This window comes from Stenotrophomonas sp. CFBP 13718 (assembly GCF_014842145.1).
Lineage (GTDB): Bacteria > Pseudomonadota > Gammaproteobacteria > Xanthomonadales > Xanthomonadaceae > Stenotrophomonas.
In genome coordinates, this window is sequence record NZ_JACYVC010000009.1 from 55,148 (window position 1) to 81,577 (window position 26,430).

Annotated in this window: 26 protein-coding genes; 21 read left to right on the forward strand and 5 right to left on the reverse strand. The window is 66.0% G+C overall.

Annotation, left to right across the window (positions count from 1 at the left end; genetic code table 11):
• Nucleotides 1-58 precede the first annotated feature (58 nt).
• On the forward strand, nt 59-922 hold the full coding sequence (locus tag IFT58_RS14190; protein WP_192082756.1) for a hypothetical protein: 864 nt from the start codon (nt 59-61) through the stop codon (nt 920-922).
• Between the two features lie 24 nt (nt 923-946).
• Here the strand turns inward: IFT58_RS14190 and IFT58_RS14195 are convergent, their stop codons facing one another.
• The 3 genes from IFT58_RS14195 to acs form a co-directional block, all read right to left on the reverse strand.
• A complete protein-coding gene (locus tag IFT58_RS14195) occupies nt 947-1,522 on the reverse strand; it encodes a manganese efflux pump MntP family protein (RefSeq protein WP_192082755.1) in 576 nt (191 codons plus the stop codon).
• Between the two features lie 337 nt (nt 1,523-1,859).
• Complete coding sequence (locus IFT58_RS14200; protein ID WP_188325461.1) at nt 1,860-2,525, reverse strand: response regulator transcription factor; 666 nt, start codon at nt 2,523-2,525, stop codon at nt 1,860-1,862.
• Nucleotides 2,526-2,607: 82 nt separating this feature from the next.
• Nucleotides 2,608-4,551 (reverse strand): acetate--CoA ligase, encoded by a 1,944-nt coding sequence (gene acs, locus IFT58_RS14205; RefSeq protein ID WP_192095646.1) that lies wholly within the window; start codon nt 4,549-4,551, stop codon nt 2,608-2,610.
• Nucleotides 4,552-4,833: 282 nt separating this feature from the next.
• On the opposite strand from acs, the gene IFT58_RS14210 reads away from it, so the two are divergent.
• The 6 genes from IFT58_RS14210 to IFT58_RS14235 all read left to right on the forward strand — a co-directional run bounded on the left by IFT58_RS14210 (nt 4,834) and on the right by IFT58_RS14235 (nt 11,808).
• A complete protein-coding gene (locus IFT58_RS14210) occupies nt 4,834-6,255 on the forward strand; it encodes a DcaP family trimeric outer membrane transporter (protein ID WP_188325459.1) in 1,422 nt (473 codons plus the stop codon).
• A 58-nt stretch (nt 6,256-6,313) separates the two neighbouring features.
• Entirely contained in the window at nt 6,314-7,969 is a 1,656-nt protein-coding gene (locus IFT58_RS14215) for an MFS transporter (protein ID WP_192082752.1), read from the forward strand.
• 175 nt (nt 7,970-8,144) lie between these two features.
• The gene (locus IFT58_RS14220; protein WP_188325456.1) at nt 8,145-8,462 is read left to right on the forward strand and encodes a DUF4156 domain-containing protein; all 318 of its coding nucleotides are present in this window, start codon (nt 8,145-8,147) and stop codon (nt 8,460-8,462) included.
• A 98-nt stretch (nt 8,463-8,560) separates the two neighbouring features.
• Nucleotides 8,561-9,577 (forward strand): 3-oxoacyl-ACP synthase III, encoded by a 1,017-nt coding sequence (locus IFT58_RS14225; RefSeq protein WP_188325455.1) that lies wholly within the window; start codon nt 8,561-8,563, stop codon nt 9,575-9,577.
• A gap of 214 nt (nt 9,578-9,791) precedes the next feature.
• Nucleotides 9,792-10,829 carry a Fic family protein gene (locus IFT58_RS14230; RefSeq protein WP_274603070.1) on the forward strand — a complete coding sequence of 346 codons (1,038 nt, stop codon included), beginning with the start codon at nt 9,792-9,794 and terminating at the stop codon, nt 10,827-10,829.
• Nucleotides 10,830-10,917: 88 nt separating this feature from the next.
• Complete coding sequence (locus IFT58_RS14235; protein WP_192082750.1) at nt 10,918-11,808, forward strand: alpha/beta fold hydrolase; 891 nt, start codon at nt 10,918-10,920, stop codon at nt 11,806-11,808.
• A 64-nt stretch (nt 11,809-11,872) separates the two neighbouring features.
• Here IFT58_RS14235 and IFT58_RS14240 read toward each other — a convergent pair whose 3' ends face one another.
• Nucleotides 11,873-12,289, reverse strand: a complete 417-nt coding sequence (locus tag IFT58_RS14240; protein ID WP_188325453.1) for a YkgJ family cysteine cluster protein — start codon at nt 12,287-12,289, stop codon at nt 11,873-11,875.
• Nucleotides 12,290-12,393: 104 nt separating this feature from the next.
• Between IFT58_RS14240 and oleC the strand changes: the two genes are divergently transcribed.
• From oleC to xth, 8 genes are all read left to right on the forward strand, one after another.
• Nucleotides 12,394-14,052, forward strand: coding sequence for an olefin beta-lactone synthetase (gene oleC / locus IFT58_RS14245; protein ID WP_192095650.1), 1,659 nt, complete (start codon nt 12,394-12,396; stop codon nt 14,050-14,052).
• Nucleotides 14,049-15,056, forward strand: a complete 1,008-nt coding sequence (gene oleD / locus IFT58_RS14250; RefSeq protein ID WP_192095652.1) for a 2-alkyl-3-oxoalkanoate reductase — start codon at nt 14,049-14,051, stop codon at nt 15,054-15,056. Before oleC ends, oleD begins: the two co-directional genes overlap by 4 nt.
• 66 nt (nt 15,057-15,122) lie before the next feature.
• A complete protein-coding gene (locus IFT58_RS14255; RefSeq protein WP_083491872.1) occupies nt 15,123-15,278 on the forward strand; it encodes a DUF1328 domain-containing protein in 156 nt (51 codons plus the stop codon).
• A gap of 500 nt (nt 15,279-15,778) precedes the next feature.
• Entirely contained in the window at nt 15,779-16,414 is a 636-nt protein-coding gene (locus IFT58_RS14260) for an SCP2 sterol-binding domain-containing protein (RefSeq protein ID WP_192095655.1), read from the forward strand.
• On the forward strand, nt 16,411-18,066 hold the full coding sequence (gene ubiB, locus IFT58_RS14265) for a ubiquinone biosynthesis regulatory protein kinase UbiB (protein WP_188325450.1): 1,656 nt from the start codon (nt 16,411-16,413) through the stop codon (nt 18,064-18,066). The genes IFT58_RS14260 and ubiB overlap by 4 nt, the downstream gene beginning before the upstream one ends.
• Nucleotides 18,063-18,812 carry a pseudouridine synthase gene (locus IFT58_RS14270; protein WP_249405716.1) on the forward strand — a complete coding sequence of 250 codons (750 nt, stop codon included), beginning with the start codon at nt 18,063-18,065 and terminating at the stop codon, nt 18,810-18,812. Before ubiB ends, IFT58_RS14270 begins: the two co-directional genes overlap by 4 nt.
• 120 nt (nt 18,813-18,932) lie before the next feature.
• Nucleotides 18,933-20,345: a coniferyl aldehyde dehydrogenase gene (locus IFT58_RS14275; RefSeq protein WP_192095658.1), complete on the forward strand. Its 1,413-nt coding sequence runs from the start codon at nt 18,933-18,935 to the stop codon at nt 20,343-20,345.
• A gap of 43 nt (nt 20,346-20,388) precedes the next feature.
• On the forward strand, nt 20,389-21,156 hold the full coding sequence (xth, locus tag IFT58_RS14280; protein ID WP_192095659.1) for an exodeoxyribonuclease III: 768 nt from the start codon (nt 20,389-20,391) through the stop codon (nt 21,154-21,156).
• Between the two features lie 73 nt (nt 21,157-21,229).
• Here xth and IFT58_RS14285 read toward each other — a convergent pair whose 3' ends face one another.
• Entirely contained in the window at nt 21,230-21,481 is a 252-nt protein-coding gene (locus tag IFT58_RS14285) for a GlsB/YeaQ/YmgE family stress response membrane protein (protein ID WP_188325447.1), read from the reverse strand.
• A 96-nt stretch (nt 21,482-21,577) separates the two neighbouring features.
• On the opposite strand from IFT58_RS14285, the gene IFT58_RS14290 reads away from it, so the two are divergent.
• The 6 genes from IFT58_RS14290 to IFT58_RS14315 all read left to right on the forward strand — a co-directional run bounded on the left by IFT58_RS14290 (nt 21,578) and on the right by IFT58_RS14315 (nt 26,400).
• A complete protein-coding gene (locus IFT58_RS14290; RefSeq protein ID WP_223202935.1) occupies nt 21,578-22,165 on the forward strand; it encodes a 4'-phosphopantetheinyl transferase superfamily protein in 588 nt (195 codons plus the stop codon).
• Between the two features lie 38 nt (nt 22,166-22,203).
• Nucleotides 22,204-22,842: a 16S rRNA (guanine(527)-N(7))-methyltransferase RsmG gene (gene rsmG, locus IFT58_RS14295; RefSeq protein WP_192095661.1), complete on the forward strand. Its 639-nt coding sequence runs from the start codon at nt 22,204-22,206 to the stop codon at nt 22,840-22,842.
• 111 nt (nt 22,843-22,953) lie between these two features.
• Nucleotides 22,954-23,751 (forward strand): ParA family protein, encoded by a 798-nt coding sequence (locus IFT58_RS14300; RefSeq protein ID WP_188325444.1) that lies wholly within the window; start codon nt 22,954-22,956, stop codon nt 23,749-23,751.
• Complete coding sequence (locus tag IFT58_RS14305) at nt 23,751-24,674, forward strand: ParB/RepB/Spo0J family partition protein (protein ID WP_188325443.1); 924 nt, start codon at nt 23,751-23,753, stop codon at nt 24,672-24,674. Before IFT58_RS14300 ends, IFT58_RS14305 begins: the two co-directional genes overlap by 1 nt.
• 35 nt (nt 24,675-24,709) lie before the next feature.
• A complete protein-coding gene (locus tag IFT58_RS14310; protein WP_192082285.1) occupies nt 24,710-25,438 on the forward strand; it encodes a suppressor of fused domain protein in 729 nt (242 codons plus the stop codon).
• A complete protein-coding gene (locus tag IFT58_RS14315) occupies nt 25,435-26,400 on the forward strand; it encodes an NAD-dependent epimerase/dehydratase family protein (protein WP_192082287.1) in 966 nt (321 codons plus the stop codon). Before IFT58_RS14310 ends, IFT58_RS14315 begins: the two co-directional genes overlap by 4 nt.
• The last annotated feature ends 30 nt before the right edge of the window (nt 26,401-26,430 follow it).

Genomic DNA, 26,430 nt, shown 5'->3' on the forward strand with positions numbered 1-26,430 from the left:
TGGCGGGCGCTGTGCCGGCACGGTATCCAGAGCATCCCCTCCCCGCAGGTGATGCTTCATGCTGACTGTTCCTCCTGTTTCCCACGCTGTCCCGTCTGTCGCGCTGGTGCGCGTCCGCGACGCCGGTTGCGCGCTGGGGAGCGCACTGCACGTGGTGCTCAACCTGCCGGTCCAATCACCTGCAGCGCCGGTGCTGGCGGCCGCCGTCGGGGGTGCGCTGGGTGCCGGCATGTCATGGATGTGCCAAGGCAGCGCCCAGTTGTTGGGCGATGCCGTGGTGGGGGCGGCGATGGGCGTGATATCCCATCAGTTCTCACTGGACCAGGCGACCATCGAGGCCAGCCAGCAGCATCAGTGGCAGACGCTGAACCGCTACCCGAAGATGCGCGCATGGTTGCAGCGCGAGCGCATCACCGCCTCCGACGACAAGCGGTTGCGGCATGTCTACACGTGCATTGAGGTCCTGGCAGCGCAGATGACGGCTCACTTCCGCGCCTACTGCGCCGAGCGCGCTCTGCACTGTGATGACGAGGCGCTTGAACGCATCGCCGACTTCTGTCGTGCCGAGTGCATCGGACACGGACCGCTGCTGGTGCTGCAGCCGGAGCACGGCCGGTACTACATTGCGGCGGTCGACCGTATCTCATATGACACGATGAAGGCCTTCCTGGAGCATCACGTATCGCCGGTGCCGTTGTTCAAAGACGACCGCTGTGTGTACCTCAGTGGCACGTTGCGTGGAGCAGGCGCGGCCGTGCCGGCCGACCTGGATCCGCACGCTGTCGGATCGGGCGGCGTTGAAGCAGCTGACACCCCGCACCACCGGACCCTGGCCGACTGTTACCAGCCCTCCGCCGAGCCGCCGGTCACTGTCCGCCGGCGCTGCACCAACCGCGACCGACCCCGGGGATGGTGGGAGTGAGGCGACGCCGTACCGACGGCTGCTTCATGCCGCCCCGCTCAGGTGCTCGTACAGAATCGTGCTGCCGATGATCATCAGGATCACGCCGCCGATGATTTCCGCACGCTTGCCGATCAGGCTGCCCAGCACCCGGCCGAGCATGATGCCCGCAGTGACCATGGTCAGCGTGCACAGGCCGATGACCAGCGCCATGACACCGATATGCACATCCATGAAGGCAAGCCCGATGCCGACCGCCATCGCGTCGATGCTGGTGGCAAAACCGGTCACGGCCAGATGCCAGAACCCTTGGTGGCGCGAGGGATCTTCGTCTTCGGACTCGTCTTCGGGCCGCAGGCCGGCCACGACCATGTGCAGACCGAGCGCAGACAGCAGGCCGAACGCGATCCAGTGGTCATAGGCCTCCACGTAGTCCAGCGCGACGCGGCCGATCAGCCAGCCGATCACCGGGGTGATGGCTTCGATGACGCCAAAGATCAGGCCCGCACGCAGTGCATCGCGGAACACCGGTTTGCGCATGGCGGCGCCCTTGCCGATGGCGGCAGCGAAGGCATCGGTGGACATGGCGAAGCCGATCAGGAGGATCGAAAGAGGGGACATGAGGTTCACGACAGGTCAGGCGAAGACGGACGCACGGCCCGCGCTCGCGCCCAACCTGTCGTTGCGCACGCGGACCGCTGGTCTCGCCAACCATGATGGTTGCCCGCACCACGGCGCATTGGCCGAGCATGTTGATACGGGCGTTTCCTGCAGCAGGAAACCGGCTACTCCCCAAGGGGACGCGAAGCTTAGCACCGGCGCTGCAGCAGGAGGCGTCAGCGCGTGATTGCGCAGGTAAAGCTGGGTTTCATAGCTGCGGCTATATTGCGCAGCGGGACGCGGCATCACGGTAGCGCCGAGCCATGCTCGGCGAGCGCAGCGGCCGCTCCTCAACCGCTCACTCTTCTTCCGGCGGCAACACGATCTGCTGGTCATCGATGGCCAGCTTGCCTGCCATCAACACCGCTTGGGTCCGGTTGGTGACGCCCAGCTTGCGCAGGATGGCGGTGACGTGGGCCTTGATCGTGGCTTCGGAGACCGTGAGGTCATACGCGATCTGCTTGTTCAGCCGTCCGGCACCCAACATCTGCAGCACGCGGAACTGCTGCGGGGTCAGCTCGCGCAGGCGCTGGCCGACTTCGCGCTCTTCGCGTCCGGTGGGCGGCACGTTATGCGCTTCCGGCGGCGCCCAGGTCTCGCCGTCCAGGATCATCCCCAGCGCATGGCCGATGGTGTCCGAATCTGCGGATTTTGGAATGAAACCAAATGCGCCGTGGTCCAGTGCGCGCCGCATCACGGTCGGTTCCTCGCGTGCCGACACCACCACCACGGGCAGGTGCGGGTGCAGCGACCGCATATGCACCAGCGCATTGAAACCCTGAGCGCCGGGCATGTTGAGATCCATCAGGACCAGGTCGGCATCGTTGTGCTGGTCGGCCAAGGCATACAGTGCTTCCACGCTGTCGGCCTCGAACAGTTGTACGCCGGGAATGACACGCTGCACGGCGCCGCGCAGTGCTTCGCGGAACAGCGGATGGTCATCGGCAATCAAAAGGGTGGTCATGGCGTCAGCTTAGGGAAAACAGGAGGGCGGAAGGGGGCAGATCCGTATCGTGCAGCGAAACCGAGCTGCCCCCCGCTGGCCGTTACTTCACTTTGCGTTCGTCGACCAGCGAGGCCACCACGGATGGATCGGCCAGGGTGGACGTGTCGCCGAGCTGGTCCGGCGCATTCTCCGCGATCTTGCGCAGGATGCGGCGCATGATCTTGCCCGAGCGTGTCTTCGGCAGTCCCGGCGCCCACTGCAGGTGGTCAGGCGTGGCGATCGGGCCAATCTCCTTGCGTACCCATGCCACCAGCTCCTTATGCAGTTCGTCGCTGGGGGCCTCGTCGGCGATCAGGGTGACATAGGCATAGATGCCTTGGCCCTTGACGTCATGCGGGAAGCCGACGACTGCGGCTTCGGCCACCTTCGGATGGGATACCAGTGCACTTTCCACCTCGGCCGTGCCGATACGATGGCCGGAGACGTTGATGACATCGTCCACCCGCCCGGTGATCCAGTAATACCCATCCTCATCGCGGCGACAGCCGTCACCGGTGAAGTAGGCGCCCGGATAGGTGCGGAAGTAGGTGTCGATGAAGCGCTGGTCGTCGCCGTAGACCGTACGCATCTGGCCCGGCCACGAATCACGGATGATCAGGTTGCCCTCGGTGGCGCCGTCCTTGATCTCGCCATCGGCATTGACCAGCGCCGGTTGGATGCCGAAGAACGGTACCGTGGCCGAACCGGGCTTGAGGTCCACTGCGCCCGGCAGGGGGGAAATCAGGATGCCACCGGTTTCGGTCTGCCACCACGTATCGACGATCGGGCAGCGGCTGTCGCCCACCACCTCGTAGTACCAGCGCCAGGCTTCCGGGTTGATCGGCTCGCCGACGCTGCCAAGCAGCCGCAGCGAGCTGCGCGAGGTCTTCTTGACCGGCTCTTCGCCCTCGCGCATCAAGGCGCGGATGGCGGTGGGCGCGGTGTAGAAGATGCTCACCTTGTGCTTGTCGATCACTTCCCAGAAACGCGAGGTGCTGGGGAAGTTCGGCACGCCTTCGAACATCAGCGACGTCGCGCCGTTGGCCAGTGGCCCGTAGACGATGTAGCTGTGGCCGGTGACCCAGCCGACATCGGCGGTGCACCAGTAGATATCGTCCTCGCGCAGATCGAACACCGCCTCGTGCGTGTAGGCCGCATACAGCAGGTAGCCGCCGGTGGTATGCAGCACGCCCTTCGGCTTGCCGGTAGAGCCGGACGTGTAGAGGATGAACAACGGATCTTCGGCGTTCATGCGTTCCGGCTCGCACTCGGCGGGCTGGCTGTCCACCACATCATGGAACCAGCGGTCGCGCGGCGCCTGCATGTCCACCGCGCCGCCGGTGTGGCGTACCACCAGCACGGTTTCCACGGTGTTGGTGCCGGGCAGCTTCAGGGCGGCATCGACGTTCGCCTTCAGCGGAATCTTCTTGCCACCGCGCAGGCCCTCGTCGGCGGTGATGATCAACTTGCTGGCACAGTCGCTCACGCGATCGGCAATGGAATTGGGCGCGAACCCACCAAATACCACCGAGTGGATGGCACCGATGCGCGCGCAGGCCAGCATCGCGACGGCCGCATCGACGATCATCGGCAGGTAGATGGTGACGCGGTCGCCTTTCTTGACGCCGAGGTTGCGCAGCGCATTGCCAAGGCGGCAGGCGCGCTCGTACAGCTCGCGGTAGGTGACGTGCTGCGCCGGCGCATCCGGGCTGTCGGGCTCGAACAGCAACGCGGTCTTGTCACCGCGCGTAGCGAGCTGGCGGTCCAGGCAGTTCACGCTGGCGTTGAGCTCGCCATCCTCGAACCACTTGATGTGGAAGTCGGCGAGGTCGTAGCTGACGTTCTTGATGATCGTCGGCTGCTTGAACCAGTCCAGGCGCTGCGCGGCCGCGCCCCAGAACGCGTCGGGGTCATCGACCGACGTCTGGTACTGCTGCTGGTAAGTGGTCTTGTTGATCCGCGACTTTTCGGCGAACTGCGGATCGACGGGATAAAGATCAACCATGGCACCCTCACTTGCACGTGGACTTTTATGTGCAGTTGCAGCATGCGCGGCAACCGTTGACACCCAGTTTGCCCCATCCGTCCCCAGCCGCGACACCGTACCCCTTAGACCATGGTCGAAACCTGCAGGCCGGCAAGGGTGCACTGGGCTGCTCCGGGGACGGCCGTCATCGGGCAGGTACGACTAATGGCCAATAGCGGCGGTGCGTCAAGCGGACGCACCCTCGGCTTCGACCGTGCCCCACGCGCGTCTTTCGATTTGCCACTTGGGAGAGAGGGCAACATGAATCACCGTACGTTGAAGACGCTGCGTAAGCCGTTGGCTGCCTGCATGCTGGTTGCGCTGGCGGCACCGGGCATGGCGTTCGCGGAAACCGCGAGAGAGAAAGCACTGGAAGCACGCGTGGGCGAGCTCGAGCGCCAGGTGCAGCTGCTGCTGTCATCGCAGCAACAGCAGCAGACCCAGCTCAGCCAGACCCAGCAGGCCGTCACCGAGGTAAGGACGGTGCAGGCCGAGCAGAAGCCGGTCGTGCCGGCAGGCAAGCAGCCGATCCAGGTCACCACCATCACCCCTGGCGCGGCACCGGGCACCACGGTCAAGATCGGCGGCTTCATCAAGGCTGATTTCATGGCCACCCAGACCGGCGATGGCCAACTGGCCGACGATGCCACCGGCCGTGCGCTGTACCTGCCGGGCCAGACCCCGGTGGCCGGTGCGGGCGGCAGCGGCGAGCGTTCGGACGTGGACTTCAATGCCCATGCCAAGTTCTCGCGCTTCAACCTGGGCATCGACAACGTCAGCGCGTCCGGTGACAAGGCCGGTGCGTTCTTCGAGATGGATTTCTTCGGCAATTCGCTGGGCAACCAGACGGCCACCAATACCTACGGTGTCACCCTGCGCCACGCGTACATGTATTGGAACAAGTGGACCGCAGGCCAGACCTGGACCAACTTCATGGATGCCGCCTCGATTCCCGAGGCCGCCGACTTCGTCGGTCCGACCGACGGTGTGGTGTTCGTCCGCCAGGCACAGATCCGCTATACCACCGGCGGCTTGAGCGTGGCACTGGAAAATCCGGAGACGACCACGCTCACCGGCGTGCGCAATCCGGTCACCGGGGCGTGGACCAACGCCAGTGCCAACTCTGATCGCGGCAGCCTGCCCGACCTGACCGTGCGATACGGATGGAAGGGTGACTGGGGTACCTTCGGCGTGGCCGGCCTGGTGCGCCAGTTGAAGGTGGACAACCAGACCACCGGTGCGGACGCGGACAAGATCGCCGGCGGCCTGACCCTGGGCGGCAAGTGGGTGATGGCCGACACCGATACGCTGCACTACCAGCTGACCGGGGGCGAGGGCATTTCGCGTTACATCGGCCTGGGCATCACCGCCGATACCGCCTACGACGTCGCCCGCGACGAGTTGGCAACGACGGGCGTGCTGGCGGGCTATGTCGGCTGGCGCCATGCCTTCACCCCGAAGCTGCGCACCAACCTGATCTATGCGCGCAGCGACTATGACAACGACGGCACGCTCGGCCCACTGGTCACCAAGAGCGTGCAGAGCATCCGCGGCAATGTGTTCTACACGCCGATGCCCAAGGTCGATATCGGTGCGGAGTACATGTACGGCGTGCGCGAGATCGAAGATGGTCGCAAGGGCGACATCAACCGCGTGCAGTTCACCACCAAATACAGTTTCTAACGCGGGTGCCGGCTGACGCCGGCACCACAGTCATCCTGCTTCGGAGGGGAAGCGTCTCATGTCGACAACACCTGGTACCGCGCCTGTGTCACTGACGCACGGCCACAAGAAAGTCATCTTTGCATCGAGCCTCGGCACGGTGTTCGAGTGGTACGACTTTTTCCTGTACGGCTCACTCGCCGCCATCATCGCCAAGCAGTTCTTCAGCGGTGTCAATGAAACCACGGGCATGATCTTCGCCCTGCTTGCCTTCGCGGCGGGCTTCTTCGTGCGTCCGTTCGGTGCGGCCTTCTTCGGCAGCCTCGGTGACCGCATCGGCCGCAAGTACACCTTCCTGGTCACGATCCTGATCATGGGCATCTCGACCTTCCTGGTCGGCGTGCTGCCCAACTACGCCTCGATCGGCTTTGCCGCACCGGTGATCCTGATCATCCTGCGTCTGGCGCAGGGCCTGGCAATGGGCGGCGAGTACGGTGGCGCGGCGACCTATGTGGCCGAGCATGCACCGGCCGACAAGCGCGGCCTGTACACCAGCTTCATCCAGTGCACCGCGACGCTCGGCCTGTTCATGTCGCTGCTGATCATCCTTGCCTGCCGCTACTTCCTGGGCAACGAGGCGTTCGAAGACTGGGGCTGGCGCATCCCGTTCCTGGTGTCGATCGTCCTGCTGGGCATTTCGGTGTGGATCCGCCTGCAGCTGAGTGAGTCGCCGCTGTTCCAGCAGATGAAGGCCGAAGGCAAGGGCTCCAAGACGCCGTTCCGCGACAGCCTGAAAGACGGCAACCTGAAGCTGATGCTGCTGGTGCTGTTGGGTGCTGCCGCCGGCCAGGCCGTGGTGTGGTACGGCGGGCAGTTCTACGCGCTGTTCTTCCTCAGCAGCATGCTGAAGGTCGATCCGACCACCTCGTACCTGCTGATCGCTGCCGCGCTGGCGCTGGGCGTGCCGTTCTTCATCTTCTTCGGCTGGCTGTCCGATCGCATCGGCCGCAAGTGGATCATCCTGACCGGCTGCCTGCTGGCCGCCATCACCTATATCCCGGTGTTCAAGGGCCTGACCCACTTCGCCAATCCGGCCATTGAAGAAGCACGCACCAACTCGCCGGCGCTGGTCGTGGCCGACCCGAACACCTGCTCGTTCCAGTTCGATCCGGTGGGCCTGCGCAAGTTCACCAGCTCGTGCGACGTGGCAACGGCCGCGCTGACCAAGGCGGGTGTGCCGTATGACGTGCAGCCGGCACCAGCGGGCTCGCTGGCGGTGGTCAACGTCGGCACGGCGAAGGTGAGTTCCTACGAGGCCGCCGGCCTGGCGAAGGACGAGGGCAAGGCCAAGGGCGATGCGTTCGGTACCGAGCTGAAGGCCGCGCTGGTCGAAGCCGGTTACCCGGCCAAGGCGGACAATGCGCGCATCAACATCCCCGGCACGATCTTCATGCTGTGGATATTGGTGCTGTACGTGACCATGGTGTACGGCCCGATCGCCGCCTACCTGGTGGAACTGTTCCCCACCCGCATCCGCTACACCTCGATGTCGCTGCCGTACCACATCGGCAATGGCTGGTTCGGTGGCTTCCTGCCGGCGATCTCCTTCGCGCTGGTGGCCGGCACGGGCAACCTCTACTACGGCTTGTGGTATCCGATCGCCATCGCCTTGATGACCGTGGTCATCGGTGGCCTGTTCCTGCGCGATACCAAGAACGTGGACATCACCAAATAACGGGAATGCTCACGGTGTAGGCAGAAGGGCCGCGGCGAAATCCGCGGCCCTTTCTGTTTGCGCGGAGAGGCGACCGTGGGGCAGCAGTTTCGCCGCGCTCGCCGGGCAGGGCTCGGCGCTACCTGTCGTTCAGCCTGTTCAGGCACAATCGGGGAAACCTTCTCTGGTAGACCCCATGCGCATCCTGCTGATCTCCGCCCTGCTGCTCGCCACCACTGCCTGCACCTGGGTGCCGATCGAGCCCGCCGGAACCAGCGTCCGGGTGCTGCCTGCAGGCGCGGTCCCTGCGGGCTGCGTGAACAAGGGCGAGGTGGCGGTCACCGTGAAGAACAAGGTCGGCTTCTACAACCGCAACCCCTTGCGGGTGCAGGAAGAGCTGGAGACGCTGGCACGCAACGAAGCGCCAAGTGCCGGAGCCAATGCGCTGCAGGCCTCGGCCCCCCCTGCGGACGGCAGCCAGCGCTTCGCGGCCTACCAGTGTCCGCCGCGCTGAAAATCCCCTCGCGGACCAAGCTGAACCCGTAAAGGTGCGGACAGGCCAAGAGGGTTATAGAATGACGCCCCCTTTGCCTGAGCCTTGGCGCTAACTCGATGCTCTTCAAGAATGTCTCGATCGCCGGCCTGGCGCATGTCGACGCGCCCCACACGCTAACGACCAAGGAAATAAACGAACGCCTGCAGCCCACCCTGGACCGCCTCGGTATCCGTACCGACGTGCTGGGGGATGTGGCGGGCATCCATGCGCGCCGCCTGTGGGACGACGGCACGCTGGCCTCCGATGCGGCCACCATGGCGGCCCGCAAGGCGCTGGAGGACGCCAACATCGGCCCGGCCGATGTCGGCCTGGTGATCAACACCTCGGTCAGCCGCGACTACCTGGAACCGTCCACGGCCAGCATCGTGTCCGGCAACCTGGGCGTGGGCGAGGAGTGCGTGACCTTCGACGTCGCCAACGCCTGCCTGGCCTTCATCAACGGCATGGACATCGCCGCCCGCATGATCGAGCGCGGCGAGCTGAAATACGCGCTGGTCGTCGACGGCGAAACCGCGAACCTGGTGTATGAAAAGACGTTGGAGCGCATGACGGCGCCGGATGTCACTGCCGAAGATTTCCGCAACGAGCTGGCGGCGCTGACCACCGGCTCGGGTGCCGCGGCGATGGTGATGGCGCGCTCGGACCTGGTGCCCGACGCCCCGCGCTACAAGGGCGGCGTCACCCGTTCGGCCACCGAGTGGAACCAGCTGTGCCTGGGTAACCTGGACCGCATGGTCACCGACACCCGCGTGCTGTTGATCGAGGGCATCAAGCTGGCGCAGAAGACGTTCGCCGCGGCGAAGATCGCGCTGGGCTGGGCGGTGGAGGAGCTGGACCAGTTCGTGATCCACCAGGTCAGCCAGCCGCACACCGCTGCGTTCATCAAGAACTTCGGCATCGACCCGAAGAAGGTGATGACCATCTTCGGTGAGCACGGCAACATCGGCCCGGCCTCGGTGCCGATCGTGCTGAGCAAGCTGAAGCAGTTGGGCAAGCTCAAGAAGGGCGACCGCATCGCGCTGCTCGGCATCGGCTCGGGGCTGAACTGCTCGATGGCTGAAGTGGTCTGGTGATCCCGTCGGCCAATCCAGCGAGCTGGATTGGCCCAGTCACTGCGACACGGTCAGTTCACAGGTTTTGCCTATTCATGCGTAAAAAGTGTTTTATTTCGACATGACGGTGGCACCATGTCGACGTCATCGACACGAGCCGCCCCGCATGGATGTCCAACGCCCCTACAACGAGCTGCCCTTGCTTCCACCCCGCGCCGAACTTGAGACGCGTGAGCTGCTGAAGGCATGCATCGAGGCACACAAGGCGCTGGCGTCTCTTCGCCAGGCGACAGGGCACCTGCCTAATCCAGCTGTTCTGATCAATACCATTCCATTACTGGAAGCACAGGCCAGCTCGGAGATCGAGAACATCGTCACCACCACCGACGAACTCTTCCGGTACGCCGAGCATCAGGACGCTGCCTCACCTGCTACCCGGGAAGCGCTCCGCTATCGCAGCGCGTTGCAGGAAGGCTTTCATTCGCTGCGTGAGAGGCCATTGTCGACCCGGACGGCTGAAATCGTCTGCAGTCGCATCAAGGATGTGCAGATGAGCGTGCGCCGGGTACCGGGCACTTCGCTGGTGAACCAACAGACGGGGCACGTCATCTATACGCCGCCGGTGGGCGAAGATCTGCTGCGGGCCAAGCTCGCCAATTGGGAGCAGTTCATTCATGACGGGCGTGAGATAGACCCGCTGATCCGCATGGCCGTCGCCCATTACCAGTTCGAGGCCATCCATCCGTTCACCGATGGCAACGGGCGTACCGGTCGCGTGCTCAATCTGCTGATGCTGGTGGAGCAGGACCTTCTTGATCGCCCTGTGCTTTATCTCTCGCGGTACATCATCGAACGAAAGGCCGACTATTATCGCTTGCTTCAAGCGGTGACCCGCGATGGTCAATGGGCCCCATGGATCGCTTACATGCTGGACGCGGTAGCGGATACTGCCCGTTGGACCGGAGCGAAGATCGACGCGATACGGGCCTTGCACGATCAGGCCTGTGAGTGGATCCGGCAGCACAGCCCGAAGACCTATAGTCGTGAGCTTGTCGACGTAATATTCAGTCAACCGTATTGCCGCATCCAGAATGTCGTCGAGGCCGGTATTGCAAAGCGGGAGACCGCCGCGCGTTATCTGCGCGAACTCGTCGACGTAGGGGTCCTGCAGGAACAACGCATGGGCAAGGAGAAGCTGTTCCTGCATCCTGCCTATCTGCGCCTGTTGGCAGATAACACGCATGCCGTACAGCCGTATCGTGTGCTGCAGTGAAAGTAAACGTGAGGCCGTGCGGTGGCATGGACTTGGTCAAGAAACCAGAAGGCGACGAAGCCTTCAGCATCGACAGGTTGCGGCTTCAATGAATTTACCCGGTTACCCCAGCACCACCCACCGCTTCGACGTCCGCCCCGGCCTGTCGATGAACTACATCGACGAAGGCCCGCGCGATGGCGAGGTGGTCGTGATGGTCCATGGCAATCCGTCATGGAGCTATTACTGGCGCACGCTGGTGGCCGGCCTGTCGGACCGGTACCGCTGCATCGTGCCGGACCACATCGGCATGGGCCTGTCCGACAAGCCGGCCGATGACCGCTACGACTACACCCTGCAGAGCCGCGTGGACGACCTGGATGCGCTGCTGGCGCACCTGGGCATCACCGGTCCGGTCACCTTGGCCGTGCACGACTGGGGCGGCATGATCGGCTTCGGCTGGGCGCTGTCCCACCATGCGCAGGTCAAGCGGCTGGTGGTGTTGAATACCGCCGCCTTCCCGATGCCGGCGGCGAAGAAGATGCCGTGGCAGATCGGCTTGGGCCGGCACTGGAAGGTGGGGGAATGGATCATCCGCACCTTCAATGCATTCTCGGCCGGCGCCTCGCGACTGGGGGTGGAGCGGAAGATGCCCGCCGATGTGCGCCGCGCCTATGTTGCCCCGTATGACAGTTGGGCCAACCGGATCAGCACCATCCGCTTCATGCAGGACATCCCGCTGTCACCGGCCGACAAGGCGTGGCCGTTGCTGGAGCGCTCCGGCAAGGCGCTGCCGTCCTTTGCGGACCGCCCGGCGTTCATCGGCTGGGGACTGCGCGATTTCGTGTTCGATCATCATTTCCTGGAAACCTTCCAGGCGGCGCTGCCGCAGGCCGAGGTGCATGCGTTCAACGACGCAGGCCACTACGTGCTGGAAGACAAGCATGAAGTACTGGTGCCGGCGATCCGCGCCTTCCTGGATGCCCATCCGCTGAGCTGAGCGGGGACGCGGAAAAACGGCCGCCGAGCAGGGCTCGGCGCGACCGCGCCGGCGAATCGTCGGCTCACGCCGCGATCGGGGCCTGTGGCGAGCCGTTGTCGTCCGGATGGTCGTCATTGCTGCCAGGCGCATCGCGCCAGCGCCAATCGGCGGGCGTCAGCGGGTCCAGGCCATAGGCGATGCGCGCCTTTTCGCACTGCGCACTGGGCTTGCCGTATTCCCACGACGCATCCACCTCGCGGCACACGCTGGGCCGGTTGGGATGGATCGTGCAACGGGAATACACGCCGATCTGCGCATCCAGGGCGACGCAGCGCACCGGCGCGCTGTGGGTGCCGCGCATGCACAGGCGATGCGGGTCCAGCACCTCGGTCAGTGCGTTCGGCACGCCACCGGGCGTGACTTCGTCCGATTCCATCCAATGAAAGGCAACGCGGTATTGGGTGCAGCAGGCACCACAGGTCATGCAGGGGTGTTGCATGGGCAAGCCGCCCCAGGCGGCAGTCGCGTCGTTGAAAGAGAGTGCGGATTTTCCACGAAGCGGAGCGCCGTGCAAGAAATTCCGGACGCGGCGACAATGAACGGATGAACCGATCCTGCAATATTGCCGCCCGATTGCCCGAGTTGGCCCGTGAGCGGCCTGACCAGATCGCCATTCGTTGCCCCGGCCGACGCGGCCCGGGCAATGGCATGGCGTCTTACGACGTCACCCTGGATTACCGCCAACTGGACGCGCGCAGTGATGCGATGGCCGCTGGACTGGCCGCCTACGGCATCGGCCGCGGCGTGCGTGCGGTGGTGATGGTCCGGCCGTCGCCGGAGTTCTTCTTGTTGATGTTCGCGTTGTTCAAGATCGGCGCGGTGCCGGTGCTGGTGGATCCGGGCATCGACAAGCGCGCGCTGAAGCAGTGCCTGGACGAGGCGCAGCCGGACGCCTTCATCGGGATTCCGCTGGCCCATGTGGCACGGCTTGCGCTGCGCTGGTCACCGTCGGCCAAGCGGCTGGTCACCGTGGGGCGCAAGCTTGGGTGGGGTGGCACCACGCTGGCTGCGCTGGAGCGGGCAGGAGCAGGCACGCCGCCCATGCTGGCCGATACCGATGGCGAGGACACGGCCGCGATCCTGTTCACCAGCGGCTCCACCGGGGTGCCCAAGGGCGTGGTCTACCGCCACCGCCACTTCGTCGGCCAGATCGAGCTGCTGCGTTCGGCCTTCGGCATGGAGCCGGGTGGCGTGGACCTGCCCACGTTCCCGCCGTTCGCCCTGTTCGACCCCGCACTGGGCCTGACCTCGGTGATCCCGGACATGGATCCGACCCGACCGGCGTCGGCAGACCCCCGCCGCCTGCACGATGCGATCAAGCGCCACGGCGTGACCCAACTGTTTGGCTCGCCCGCCTTGATGCGGGTGCTGGCCGATCATGGACAGCCCCTGCCGGGCGTCAAGCGGGTGACGTCGGCCGGTGCGCCGGTGCCGCCGGACGTGGTGGCGACGATCCGCCGCCTGTTGCCGCCGGATGCCCAGTTCTGGACGCCCTACGGGGCCACCGAGTGCCTGCCGGTGGCGGTGATCGAAGGCCGCGCGCTGGAAGACACCCGTGCCGCGACCGAGGCCGGGGCCGGCACCTGCGTGGGTAGTGTGGTGGCGCCCAACGAGGTGCGCATCATCGCCATCGACGATGCCGCGCTGCCGGACTGGAGCCGGGTACGGGTGATGCCGGTCGGCGAGATCGGCGAAATCACCGTGGCCGGACCCACCGCCACGGACAGTTATTTCAACCGCCCACAGGCAACGGCGGCCGCCAAGATCAGCGAGACGCTGGCCGACGGTCATCTGCGCGTGGTGCATCGCATGGGCGATGTCGGCTATTTCGATGCACAGGGCCAGTTGTGGTTCTGCGGCCGCAAGACCCAGCGCGTGGAGACGGCACGCGGACCGCTCTACACCGAGCAGATCGAGCCGGTGTTCAACACCGTCCCGGGCGTTGCCCGCAGCGCGCTGGTCGGCGTCGGTACACCGGGGCAGCAGGTGCCGGTGCTGTGCATCGAGCTTGCACGTGGGCAGTCCAGCTCGCCCGCACTGGTCGACGCGCTGCGGGCCAAGGCGGCGGTCTGCGTGCCTGACGCTGGCCTGCGGCACTATCTCGTCCATCCCGGCTTCCCGGTGGACATCCGCCACAATGCCAAGATCGGCCGCGAGAAGCTGGCGATCTGGGCTGCCGCCGAGCTGGAGAAAAAAGCATGAAGGTCCTTGTCACCGGCGGCGGCGGCTTCCTCGGCCAGGCACTCTGTGCCGGGTTGGCCGAGCGAGGCCATCAGGTGCTCAGTTTCAACCGGGGCCACTACCCGGCGCTGCAGGCGATGGGCGTGGGCCAGATCCAGGGCGACCTGGCCGATGCGCAGGCGGTGCTGCATGCCGTGGCCGGCATGGACGCGGTGCTGCACAACGCGGCCAAAGCGGGCGCCTGGGGCAGCTACGAGAGCTACCACCAGGCCAACGTGGTCGGCACCGACAACGTCCTAGCGGCCTGCCGCGCGCAGGGCGTGCACAAGCTCGTCTATACCTCCACGCCGAGTGTGACCCACCGCGCCACGCATCCCGTGGAAGGGCTGGGTGCGGACGAAGTGCCCTATGGCGAGGACTTCCAGGCCCCGTACGCCGCGACCAAGGCGATTGCCGAGCAGCGCGTGCTGGCGGCCAACGATGCAACGCTCGCCACCGTCGCGCTGCGTCCGCGCCTGATCTGGGGTCCGGGCGATCTGCAACTGGTACCGCGGCTGGCCCAGCGCGCCCGTGCCGGCCGCCTGCGGCTGGTGGGGGATGGCAGCAACAAGGTCGACACGACCTACATCGACAATGCAGCGCTTGCCCATTTCCTTGCGCTGGACGCACTGGCGCCGGGAGCCGCCTGTGCGGGCAAGGCGTACTTCATCTCCAACGGCGAACCGCTGCCGATGCGTGAGCTGCTCAACAAGCTGCTGGGTGCAGTGGGGGCCCCGCCCGTGCACCGGACGATCAGCTTCAAGACGGCGTATCGCATCGGCGCGATCTGCGAGCGGGTGTGGCCGCTGTTGCGCTTGCCGGGCGAGCCGCCGCTCACCCGTTTCCTTGCCGAACAGCTGTGTACGCCGCACTGGTACAGCATGGAACCGGCACGCCGCGACTTCGGCTACGTACCGATCGTGAGCATTGACGAAGGACTCACGCGACTGAAGGCTTCATCAAAAGGCGATTTTTCCATCACTTGATGAACACCGGCGACGCGGGAGGATGGACCCCAACGCCACCCCCGGCACGTAACCGCGAGGATCGCCATGCTGCACTACGCCGTCATCTTTTTCGTCATCGCCCTTATCGCCGCCGTCCTCGGCTTCTCCGGTATTGCCGGTGCCGCCAGCAACATCGCCTGGATCCTGTTCGTGGTCTTCCTGGTGCTGGCTGTGATCTCCATGTTCCGCAAGCGAACCTGACGCTGCACCACCGAGTAACCTCGGTGAGCGCTTGAAACGAAGCCGGGCATTGCCCGGCTTCGTCGTTCCTGTCGATGGGTGAGTTACGCCGGAGCGGCGCATGTAGCGCCGAGCCACGCTCGGCGAGCGCGCCGCGCGGCCTGCGTCCGCCGTCGCGACACCGGCAGGATTCCGCCGAGCACGGCTCGACGCTACCAAGCGGGGCATGTAGCGCCGAGCCACGCTCGGCGAGCGCGCAGCGCGGTGTGTGTCGGCCGTCGCGACACCGGCAGGATTCCGCCGAGCACGGCTCGGCGCTACCAAGCGGGGCATGTAGCGCCGAGCCACGCTCGGCGAGCGCGCAGCGCGGTGTGCGTCCGCCGTCGCGGCACCGGCAGGATTCCGCCGAGCACGGCTCGGCGCTACCGAGCGGGGCATGTAGCGCCGAGCCACGCTCGGCGAGCGCGCCGCGCGGACAGGATTCCGCAGCGATCTGCCACCAGGCAGGTAGAATGCGCACCATGCCTCTTTCCCTGCTCAAGTCGCTCAAGCCGGTCGCCGGCCGCGCCCTGCAAGCCGCGCTGAATCGTGCGCTGGCGCTGGATCCCGATACCCGTCAGGCGTTGACCGCGCTGGATGGCCGACATATCGACCTGACCCTGGACGCCCCTGCGCTGGCCATGCGGATCAGTGTGCATGGCGAGCAGCTTGAGGTCGGCCCGGTCGACCACCGCGAAGCCGATCTGGCGGTGCGCAGCAGCCTGGCCGGTGTGCTGGCCCAGTTGCCGTTGCTGGCCAGGTCGCGCAGCGAACAGGGCGACCCGGCGGGCCGCGTACGGGTGGCCGGGGATGCCGAACTGGCCCGCCGTCTGCAGCAACTGGCCAAAGGCTTTGATCCGGACTGGCAGCTGCCGTTCGTGCGCGTCTTCGGCGAGGTGCTGGGCGTGCAGGTGGCCAACGCACTGCGCAGCGCGCTGCAGCACGCACGCCGCGGCGTCTCCGATCTGGCCCATACGGCGGCGGAGTACGTGACCGAGGAGTCCCGCGACGTGGTGCCGCGTGGCGAGCTGGACGCGTTCCATGACGACGTGGACGTGCTGCGCGACGACGTCGAGCGTCTGTCGGCGCGCGTGCAGCGCCTGCGGGGTGTCGCATGAAGGCCCTGCTGCGGGCCAGCCGCATTGGCCGCATCATCCTGCGCTATCGCCTGGATGACCTGCTGCAGGACACGCCGGCCGAACGCTGGCTGCGCCTGGCCAAGCCTTTCGTGCCGCGTGCGTCGGCCGACATCGCCGCACAGTCGCGTGGTGCCCGGCTCCGCTTGGCGCTGCAGGATCTGGGTCCGATCTTCGTCAAGTTCGGCCAGATCCTGTCCACGCGCCGTGACCTGGTGCCGCCGGACGTCGCGGTCGAGCTGACCCTGTTGCAGGACCGGGTCAAGCCGTTCGACGGTGAAACCGCGCGCCGCATCGTCGAAGACACACTGGGCATGCCGGTCACCGAAGCCTTCGCCAGCTTCGATACCGAGCCGCTGGCCTCGGCGTCGATCGCGCAGGTCCACGCGGCGACGTTGGGCGACGGACGCCAGGTCGTGGTCAAGGTGCTGCGGCCGAACATCGAAAAGCAGATCGTCGCCGACATCGCGTTGCTCAATTCGCTCGCCACACTGGTCGAGCGCACCCACCCGCGTGCGGACAAGATCCGTCCGCGCGAAGTGGTGGCCGAGATCGAGAACACGTTGTCGGCCGAACTGGACCTGCAGCGCGAAGGCGCCAATGCCAGCGTGCTGCGCCGGTTCTGGGAGCACTCTGACGATCTGTACGTGCCGGAAGTGATCTGGAGCCACACCGCCGAACGCGCGCTGACGCTGGAGCGCGTCTGGGGCATTCCCTCCGATGACATCGAGGCGCTGGACCGCGCCGGCATCGACCGCGTGGCGCTGGCGGCCAAGGGAGTAAGGGTGTTCTACACCCAGGTGTTCCGGGACAATTTCTTCCATGCCGACGCCCACGCCGGCAACATCTGGGTCGACGTCGATCCGGCACGGCGGGCGAATCCGCGCTTCATCGCGCTGGACTTCGGCATCATGGGCCAGCTCTCGCAGGAGGATCAGTACTACCTCGCCGAGAACTTCATGGCCATCTTCAACCGCGATTACCGGCGCATCGCCGAGCTGCATGTACAGGCACGCTGGATGCCCGATCACGTGCGCATCGACGATCTGGAAGCGGCGGTACGCTCGGTGTGCGAGCCCTATTTCACCCGTCCGCTGTCGCAGATTTCGCTGGCCGAAGTGCTGATGAAGCTGTTCCGCGTGGCGCAGCGCTACCAGTTGACCCTGCAGCCGCAGTTGATCCTGCTGCAGAAGACCCTGCTGAACATCGAAGGCGTCGGCCGACAGCTCGATCCGCAGATCGATATCTGGGCAGTGGCCAAGCCGGTGCTGTCGAAGATCCTGCGCGAGCGCTACAGCCCGCGCCGGGTGCTGCGCGAGATCGGCAAGCGGGTGCCGGAGATCATGACCCACGCCCCGGACATGCCGCGCCTTGTGCATGCCTGGCTGAGCCAACAGGTCGAAGGCCGGCATGAACTGTCGATGCGCTCGCGCGACCTGGCCGCGCTGGATGTCAGTGTGCAGCGCCTGCAGAAGCACGCCGTGGGCGCGATCACCGGTGTCGGCCTGTTGGCGATCGCCGCGCTGATGTATGTCCTGCAGCCACCGGGCTGGTACATCGGCGACATGCCGGTGTGGAGCTGGGTCTCCGGCGCACTGGGTGCGTTCGCGTTGGCGCGGGCATGGTGGCGATGATGGCGGGCGAATCGGCGGCCGATGAGGCCGTGACGGCGGTCGCGCCGCCGCCGCTGCAGCTGCTTCATCAGGACGAGCGCCTGGCCGTGGTCAACAAGCCCGCCGGGTTGATGGTCCATGACAGCAAGCTGGCGCGCGGCGAGGATGATTTCCTCGCGGATCGACTGCGTGAGCAGCTGGGCCGTCAGATCTTCCTGGTCCACCGGTTGGATCGCGCGACCAGTGGGTGCCTGCTGCTGGCCTTTGATCGCGATACCGCGAGCGCGCTGGGCAAGTCGCTGATGGGCGGCGAGGTGATGAAGGATTACCTGACGGTCTGCCGTGGCTGGCCGGCCGAAGCGGCCTGGCGCGTGGACCACGATCTGGATGGCGGCCCGGGCAAGCCGGTGAAAAAGCAGGCCATCACCGATTTCCAGCGGTTGCAGACCGGCGAGTTGGGCGTGCCGAGCGGGGAGTTCACCACCTCACGCTATGCGATGCTGCGCTGCCAGCCGCAGACCGGGCGCTTCCGGCAGATCCGTCGGCATCTCAAGCACCTGTCTCACCACATGATCGGTGACACCAGCCACGGCGACGGGCGGCACAACCGGATATTCCGCATGCAGGGTGTACACCGCATGCTGCTGCACGCCGAGCGGCTGCGTTTTCCGCATCCGGAAGGCGGCGTGGTCGACGCGCGCGCCCCGCTGGACCGTGAGTTCCAGAAGGCGCTGGACCTGTTCGGCTGGGCCGTGCCGTCCGCCTGAGCGTCGGTAGCCCGTAGCGCCGAGCCATGCTCGGCGGAGTGTATCCGTCGTTTCGGCAAACCGCCGCCGAGCATGGCTCGGCGCTACCACGCGCTCCTGTCAGGCCCTTTATAGTGGGGCATGACAGCAGATACCGACCCCGCCGACCTTCCTGCCCTGCTGCAGACACTGCGGATCGCGTGGCAGGCGCAGCGTCCCTCGATCGACCAGCGCGAGGACGACCTGCGTCGCCTGCGCACGGCATTGAAAGCGCGGATGGACGACATGGCCACCGCCATCGCCGCGGATTTCGGCCACCGCTCGCACGCCGAATCGCGCATCGCCGACGGCATGAGCGTGCTGTCGGCCATCGATCATCTGCTCAAGCACCTGCGTCGGTGGTCGCGGCCACGGCGTGCCAGTGCGGGCTGGAAGCTGTGGCCAGCGCGTGCGCAGCTGCGCCCGACCCCGCTGGGCGTGGTCGGCGTCATCTCGCCTTGGAACTATCCGATCACCTTGGCGTTGGTGCCGCTGGCCACGGCCATCGCGGCCGGCAACCACGTGCTGCTCAAGCCCTCAGAGCACACGCCGCGAAGCAGCGCTTTCCTGGCGGAGCTGCTTGCCAGCGTGTTCCCCGCCGCACGCGTAACGGTGGTGCAGGGCGGTGCGGACGTGGCTTCGGCGGTGGCCAGTCTGGCGCTGGACCACCTGGTGTTTACCGGGTCCACAGCCATCGGCCGGAAGGTCATGGCGGCGGCGGCCGAACACCTGGTGCCGTTGACCCTGGAACTGGGCGGAAAGTCGCCGGCCATCGTGTGCAGCGACTTTCCCCTGCAGAAAGCGGCGGCGCGGTTGGCCACCGGTAAATGGTTCAATGCCGGACAGACCTGCATCGCACCGGACTACGTGCTGATTGATGGCCCGCGCCAACGCGCGTTCGTGCAGGCACTGCAGGAGCAGGTCGTCCAGCGCTACGGGGATTTCAGCGACGCCACCGATTACACCCGGATCATCAATGAAGGGCAGTATCAGCGGCTGCTCGGTTATCTGCAGCAGGCGCGGGACCGCAACGTGGAGGTCATTCCGTTGGCCACCATCGATCCGCTGCGTGCAGCCCGCGAACGGTTGCTGGTGCCTACCGTGGTACTGGATCCGCCGGACGACCTGGACCTGATGCAGCAGGAAATCTTCGGCCCGATCCTGCCGGTGCGCGCCTATGCGGACCTGGATGCCGCCTTGGCCGATGTGGTGGCACGGGATCGGCCGCTGGCGCTGTATCCCTTCAGCCATGACGACGCCAAGGTGGATCGCATCCTTGCTACGGTGGTGGCTGGCGGAGTGACGGTGAACGACACGCTGCTGCATTTCGCTGCCGATGGCCTGCCGTTCGGTGGTGTGGGTGCCAGCGGCATGGGCGCGTACCACGCACGCGCCGGCTTTGATGCCATGAGTCGGCCGATGCCGGTGCTGTGGCAGTCCCGCTGGGCCGCGACCGATTTCCTGCGGCCGCCGTACGCGCGGATACAGGGGCTGCTCAAGCGGCTGGTCGGGTAGCACGAACGGGAGGGTGGCGGGCAGGGCAGGTACAATTCCCGCCATGAAAATCGCCTCGTGGAACGTCAACTCCCTCAACGTCCGCCTGCCGCACCTGGAGCAGTGGCTCAAGGATGCCGGTCCGGACATCGTGGGCATCCAGGAAACCAAGCTGGAAGACCATAAGTTTCCGGATGCCGCGCTGGCCAGCGCCGGCTACCGCAGCGTGTTCGCCGGGCAGAAGACCTATAACGGCGTGGCGCTGTTGTCGCGTCAACCGGCCGAGGACGTGCAGATCGGCATCCCCGGCTTCGAGGACGAACAGAAGCGGGTGATCGCGGGCACCTTCGGCGACCTGCGGGTAATCAATCTCTACGTGGTCAACGGCCAGGACATCGGCACGGACAAATACGCCTACAAGCTGCGCTGGCTGGAGGCGGTGCATGCGTGGATCGAAACCGAACTGCAGAAGTACCCGAAACTGATCGTGATGGGGGACTTCAACATCGCCCCGGACGAGCGCGACGTGAACGATCCGCTGGTGTGGAACGAGAACCACATCCTGACCTCGACCGCCGAGCGCGGGGCGTTGAACAAGCTCTTGCAACTTGGGTTGCACGACGCGTTCCGCCTGCACAGCGACGAGGCCGGGATCTTCAGTTGGTGGGACTATCGCGCCGCGGGATTCCGCCGCAATCTCGGCCTGCGGATCGACCTGACCCTGGTGTCTGATGCCCTCAAGGCATCCGCCGTTGCGTCGGGCATCGACCGCGAGCCGCGGACCTGGGAGCGTCCCAGCGACCATGCACCGGCATGGGTGCAGCTGGGTTGAATCGACGAGGCCCGACCTTGGCCGGGCCCCGTCCTGATGTGTCTGCCGGCCAGCGGCCGACCTTACCGCAGCGTCAGCGGATGCTCTTGCGGGTAAACAGGTTGACGATGGCCAGCAGGATCACCGCACCGATCAGCGAGAACAGGAACGTGCGTACCGTGATCGCTTCGTTGATGCCGCCGCCGAACAGGAACCCGGCGATCAGTGCACCGACGATGCCGACCACCACGTTGAGGATGATGCCCTGCTGGGCATTGCGTCCCATGATGATGCTGGCAAGCCAGCCTACGATGCCGCCGACGATCAACCAGATAATGATGCCCATTGCCCCATCTCCTATCTCAAAGAGATTCCAGTTGACGCGTATGGCCGTGAAACCGCTGTGCAGTGGCGTTGACGGGGCGCTGGCATGAGCGCGGGGATGTCAGGGCAGGAAAGGTGGCGGTTCGGTCCCGTCACGGTGTGGCGTCGCCCGCACGTGCCCGGCCAGCGCGGTGAGCCGCAGGCACGACAGGTGCTGGCGCAGGCCTTGGGGGGCGATCCGCTGGCCTTGCCGCTGGTTCGCGACCCCCGTGGCCGCCCGGAACTGTCGGCTGCGTTGTCGCGCTTCGGCACGGGCTGGAGCCACAGCGGCGATGTCCTGCTGGTCGCGCTGGGCGAAGGGGTCCGGCTCGGCGTTGACCTGGAGCTCCTGCGCCCGCGCCCGCGCATGTTGGAGATCATCCGCCGGTTCTTCCATCCTGCAGAGATCGCGTGGCTGGAGGGCCTTGCCGAGGAAGCCCGCGTGCAGTGGTTCTTCCGCGTGTGGTGTGCGAAGGAAGCGATGCTGAAAGCGGACGGGCAGGGCATTTCCTTCGGCCTGCACCGCCTGCAGTTCGGCCCGGCCGACGACGGCACGCTGCAGCTGCAATGGTGCGATCCGGCGTTGGGCCACGCCGCGCGCTGGCACCTGCACGAGTGGCAGGCCAGCGCCAACTTCCGCGCCGCGCTGGCGTGGCATGTCGCCTGACCTGCTTACCGCAGCAGGAAACCGGCGATAATGCCCACATGAACGAACTTACCCTTCCACCTGCCGTCGCCGACACGCTGCAGCGTGGCCTGGCCGACATGGGCCTGGCGGCCGATGTGGCGCCGCCCCTGCTGCGTTACCTGGCCCTGCTGCACCGCTGGAACCAGACCTACAACCTCACCGCGATCCGCGATCCGCAGGAGATGGTGACCCGCCACCTGCTCGACTCGCTGGCCATGCGACCGCATGTGGTGGACGGGTCGCTGGCCGATCTCGGTACCGGTCCCGGCCTGCCAGGCATTCCGTTGGCCATTGCCTGCCCCGGCCTGCAGGTCACCCTGGTGGAGAGCAACGGCAAGAAAGCGCGCTTCATGCGTGAAGTCGTGCGCCAGTTGGGACTGACCAACGCGCGCGTCGCCGAGTCGCGGGCAGAGGCGCTGGATGAGCCCGGCCAGTACGATCAGTTGACCGCGCGTGCGATGGATACGCTGGAAGGCATCGTGCGCGTCGGCGGCCATCTGTTGCGCCCCGGCGGCGTGCTGCTGGCGATGAAAGGGGTCCACCCGCACGATGAGATCGCCGCGCTGCCCGCGGGTTGGCAGGTGCGCGAGGTCGTGGCGCTGAAAGTGCCCGGCCTGGCGGGAGAGCGCCATCTGGTCAGCGTTGGCGGCCCCTGAAGGGCGCCGCGCTTGCCTGCTGGACAAGGCCGGGATGAAGCCCGATTTCCGCCCGGGGCCGGTTGTACGCATAATGACCAGCCCCAGCAACCGTCGACGAGGCTCACCCGCATGGCCCGCATCATCGCCATCGCCAACCAGAAGGGTGGCGTCGGCAAGACCACGACCGCCGTCAACCTGGCCGCCGCCCTGGCCAACGCGCCCAAGCGGGTGTTGTTGGTCGACCTCGATTCGCAGGGCAACGCGACGATGGGCAGCGGCGTCGACAAGCGCGAGCTGGAAGCGTCCACCTGCGATCTGCTGCTGGGCGAAAGCACGGCCGTGGAAGTTCGGCTGAAAGCGGCCGAGGGCTACGACCTGCTGCCCGGCAACATCGACCTGACCGCCGCCGAGATCCAGTTGATGGGCCAGGGCGAGCGCGAGCAACGCCTCAAGCGCGCGTTGGCACCGATCCGCGATGAGTACGACTACATCCTGATCGACTGCCCGCCGGCGCTTTCGCTGCTGACGTTGAACGCACTGGCCGCCGCCGATTCGATCCTGGTGCCGATGCAGTGCGAGTACTACGCCCTTGAAGGCCTGAGCGCGCTGGTGGAAACCATCGAAGCGCTGCGTGGCAACCTCAATCCGACGCTGGAAATCGAAGGCGTGCTGCGCACCATGTTCGATGTGCGCAACAACCTGGCCAATGCCGTGTCCGGCGAGCTCACCGAGCACTTCGGCGACCTCGTGTTCCGCACCATCGTGCCGCGCAACGTGCGCTTGGCCGAGGCGCCCAGCCATGGGCAGAGCATCGTCGGCTATGACCGCGCTTCGCGCGGCGGCGTGGCCTACCTCGGCCTGGCCGGCGAGATCATTCGACGCAACAACGAACGCAACAAGGCCGTCGCGGCCGTGGAGACCGTCTGATGAGCACCAAGCCCGCAGCAGGGAAGAAGCGTGGCCTGGGCCGCGGCCTGGATGCCCTGCTGGGACCGAAGGCATCGGTCAGCCAGGTGCAGGCCACCGCGGTGATCGAGCCGTTGCCGGGCGAAGTGCTGCGCAGGTTGCCCATCGGCCAGCTGCAGCCGGGCAAGTACCAGCCGCGGCGCGAGATGGACGAGACCAAGCTTGCCGAGCTGGCCGATTCGATCCGCTCGCAGGGCGTGATCCAGCCGATCCTGGCGCGTCAGCTGCCGGGCGGCAACTACGAAATCGTCGCCGGCGAACGCCGCTGGCGTGCATCGAAGCTGGCCGGGCTGGATGAAGTACCGGTGGTGGTGCGCGAGCTGGAAGACCGCACCGTCATCGCGATGGCGCTGATCGAAAACATCCAGCGCGAAGACCTCAACCCGCTGGAGGAAGCCGAAGCCCTGCAGCGGCTGATCAGCGAGTTCACCCTGACCCATGCCGAAGCGGCCGAGGCGGTTGGCCGCTCGCGTGCGGCGGTGTCCAACCTGCTGCGCCTGCTGGAACTGCCGATCGCCATCCGCGTGCTGCTGGAGTCGCGCCGCCTGGAGATGGGGCATGCGCGTGCATTGCTGACGCTGGCGCCGGAACTGGCCAGCAAGCTTGCGCAGGAGGCGGCAGACGAAGGCTGGTCGGTGCGCGAGGTGGAGCGCCGTGCGCAGGCCTTCGCGGCCGGCAAGGTGCCCAGCAACCGGCCGCAGGCGGCAGCGAAAACCGCGCCGCAGGCCGACATCGCATCGCTGGAAACCGAACTGAGCGAGTCGTTGGGCGCCAAGGTGGCGATCACGCACGGCCGCGGTGGCAAGGGCAAGCTGATCATCCATTACTCTGACCTGGATACGCTGGACGGCGTGCTCGAACGGCTGCGCGCCCAGCGCGCGTGAGCGTTCGACAGCGCACGCCTGGCCAGGAGCCGTCCATGAGCAACGACTACGACGAGGTCAGTCCGGGCGGCAGTCCGATCCATCGGCACCGTGACGAGAACGCCTTCACCGCCGCATCCGAGGGCCCCAACGTTGCCGCGATCGCGGCACACATCGCGCAGCATCTGGGGCCGGTTGCGGGTGTGTACCACGAGATCATCTCCGACACGGTGCGCATCGACCTGCATGTCGTGGCGGCCACGGACGCGTTCCCTTTCCTGCGCATCGTCACCTCGGGCATGAGCGATCTGCCGATGGATGTGCCGGAAGGCGCCGAATCGCCTGACCGCCTCGAGTTGATGGTGACCCTTCCCGGCACATGGCCGCTCAGTGAGACGGCGCTTGCCGACGAACGCAGCTATTGGCCGTTGCGGCTGTTGAAGACCCTGGCGCGGCTGCCGCACAAGTACGATACCTGGCTGGGCTTTGGCCACAGCATTCCCAACGGCATGCCCGCCGAACCCTATGCGACGACGGTAGGGTTCCAAGGGGCGTTGATCCTGCCGCCCGCCAGTGCACCCGATGCCTTCGCCCACCTGACCACTGACGATGGCACGCTGATCGGCTTCATGGCGGTGGTGCCGGTCTATCCCGAAGAGATGGCATTGAAGCTGGAAGACGATGCGGAAGCCTTGCTGGCCCGCTTCAGCGCCAAAGGCATCAGCGACATCATCGAGCCCTTCCGGCTCAACGTCGGCGCAACGCATTACGGCCTGCACTCATGACGATCCTGCTTACCGGCGCGGCCGGCTTCATCGGTGCGTATACCGCGCAGGCCCTGCTGCAGGCCGGTCGCCCCGTGGTCGGGCTGGACAACTTCAACGACTATTACGATCCACAGCTCAAACGTGATCGGGTCGCCGCGCTGTGTCCGCAGCTCGACCTGCGCACGCTGGATCTCACCGATCGCGACGGCCTGGGCGCGCTGTTCGACGAGGTGCGGCCCACCGCGGTCATCCACCTGGCAGCGCAGGCGGGCGTGCGCTATTCGCTTGAGAATCCGCACGCCTACGTCGACAGCAACATCAGCGGGTTCGTCAACATCCTGGAACTGTGCCGCCACCACAACGTGCAGCATCTGGTCTATGCCAGCAGCAGTTCGGTGTACGGCGACTCGGCAACGCCGCCCTTTTCCGAAGACCAGCGCGTGGACCAGCCGCGTTCGTTGTATGCGGCCACCAAGGCAGCCAACGAGCTGATGGCCTATACCTACGCACAGCTGTTCGGGCTGAAGGCCACCGGCCTGCGGTTCTTCACCGTGTACGGGCCATGGGGGCGACCGGATATGGCGCCGCTGTTGTTCTCGCGTGCGGTGCTGGCGGGCCGATCGATCGACGTGTTCAACGAAGGGCACATGCAGCGTGACTTCACACATGTTTCCGACATCGTCGCCGGTATTCTCGGCGCGCTCGCACATCCCGGCGACGGTCCTGTGCCGCACCGGGTGTTCAACCTCGGCAACCACACCCCCGTGGAGCTAGAGCGGTTCATCAGTGTGATCGAGCAGGCCGCAGGCCGCCCCGCCACCAAGATCTACAAGCCCATGCAACCGGGCGACATGGTCCGCACCATGGCCGATACGCGTCGCGCCCATGACGCATTCGGCTATGAGCCGGCCCTGCCGATCGAGCAGGGCCTGCCCCCGGTGGTGGCATGGTGCCGCGACTATTTCGGCGATCGTGCCTGATCCACCGTTGCTGGGCAGCCGGGTTCATCT

Bases quoted from the DNA above. Each gene is read 5' to 3' on its own strand.
- IFT58_RS14235 (WP_192082750.1), top strand. From the start codon at position 10,918: ATGAATTTACCCGGTTACCCCAGCACCACCCACCGCTTCGACGTCCGC.
- acs (WP_192095646.1), bottom strand. From the start codon at position 4,551: ATGGTTGATCTTTATCCCGTCGATCCGCAGTTCGCCGAAAAGTCGCGG.
- IFT58_RS14215 (WP_192082752.1), top strand. From the start codon at position 6,314: ATGTCGACAACACCTGGTACCGCGCCTGTGTCACTGACGCACGGCCAC.
- xth (WP_192095659.1), top strand. From the start codon at position 20,389: ATGAAAATCGCCTCGTGGAACGTCAACTCCCTCAACGTCCGCCTGCCG.
- IFT58_RS14195 (WP_192082755.1), bottom strand. From the start codon at position 1,522: ATGTCCCCTCTTTCGATCCTCCTGATCGGCTTCGCCATGTCCACCGAT.
- IFT58_RS14275 (WP_192095658.1), top strand. From the start codon at position 18,933: ATGACAGCAGATACCGACCCCGCCGACCTTCCTGCCCTGCTGCAGACA.
- IFT58_RS14290 (WP_223202935.1), top strand. From the start codon at position 21,578: ATGTCAGGGCAGGAAAGGTGGCGGTTCGGTCCCGTCACGGTGTGGCGT.
- IFT58_RS14305 (WP_188325443.1), top strand. From the start codon at position 23,751: ATGAGCACCAAGCCCGCAGCAGGGAAGAAGCGTGGCCTGGGCCGCGGC.
- IFT58_RS14210 (WP_188325459.1), top strand. From the start codon at position 4,834: ATGAATCACCGTACGTTGAAGACGCTGCGTAAGCCGTTGGCTGCCTGC.
- IFT58_RS14300 (WP_188325444.1), top strand. From the start codon at position 22,954: ATGGCCCGCATCATCGCCATCGCCAACCAGAAGGGTGGCGTCGGCAAG.
- oleC (WP_192095650.1), top strand. From the start codon at position 12,394: ATGAACCGATCCTGCAATATTGCCGCCCGATTGCCCGAGTTGGCCCGT.
- IFT58_RS14220 (WP_188325456.1), top strand. From the start codon at position 8,145: ATGCGCATCCTGCTGATCTCCGCCCTGCTGCTCGCCACCACTGCCTGC.
- IFT58_RS14260 (WP_192095655.1), top strand. From the start codon at position 15,779: ATGCCTCTTTCCCTGCTCAAGTCGCTCAAGCCGGTCGCCGGCCGCGCC.
- IFT58_RS14200 (WP_188325461.1), bottom strand. From the start codon at position 2,525: ATGACCACCCTTTTGATTGCCGATGACCATCCGCTGTTCCGCGAAGCA.
- IFT58_RS14225 (WP_188325455.1), top strand. From the start codon at position 8,561: ATGCTCTTCAAGAATGTCTCGATCGCCGGCCTGGCGCATGTCGACGCG.
- oleD (WP_192095652.1), top strand. From the start codon at position 14,049: ATGAAGGTCCTTGTCACCGGCGGCGGCGGCTTCCTCGGCCAGGCACTC.
- IFT58_RS14270 (WP_249405716.1), top strand. From the start codon at position 18,063: ATGATGGCGGGCGAATCGGCGGCCGATGAGGCCGTGACGGCGGTCGCG.
- IFT58_RS14240 (WP_188325453.1), bottom strand. From the start codon at position 12,289: ATGCAACACCCCTGCATGACCTGTGGTGCCTGCTGCACCCAATACCGC.
- rsmG (WP_192095661.1), top strand. From the start codon at position 22,204: ATGAACGAACTTACCCTTCCACCTGCCGTCGCCGACACGCTGCAGCGT.
- IFT58_RS14285 (WP_188325447.1), bottom strand. From the start codon at position 21,481: ATGGGCATCATTATCTGGTTGATCGTCGGCGGCATCGTAGGCTGGCTT.
- IFT58_RS14190 (WP_192082756.1), top strand. From the start codon at position 59: ATGCTGACTGTTCCTCCTGTTTCCCACGCTGTCCCGTCTGTCGCGCTG.
- IFT58_RS14310 (WP_192082285.1), top strand. From the start codon at position 24,710: ATGAGCAACGACTACGACGAGGTCAGTCCGGGCGGCAGTCCGATCCAT.
- ubiB (WP_188325450.1), top strand. From the start codon at position 16,411: ATGAAGGCCCTGCTGCGGGCCAGCCGCATTGGCCGCATCATCCTGCGC.
- IFT58_RS14255 (WP_083491872.1), top strand. From the start codon at position 15,123: ATGCTGCACTACGCCGTCATCTTTTTCGTCATCGCCCTTATCGCCGCC.
- IFT58_RS14315 (WP_192082287.1), top strand. From the start codon at position 25,435: ATGACGATCCTGCTTACCGGCGCGGCCGGCTTCATCGGTGCGTATACC.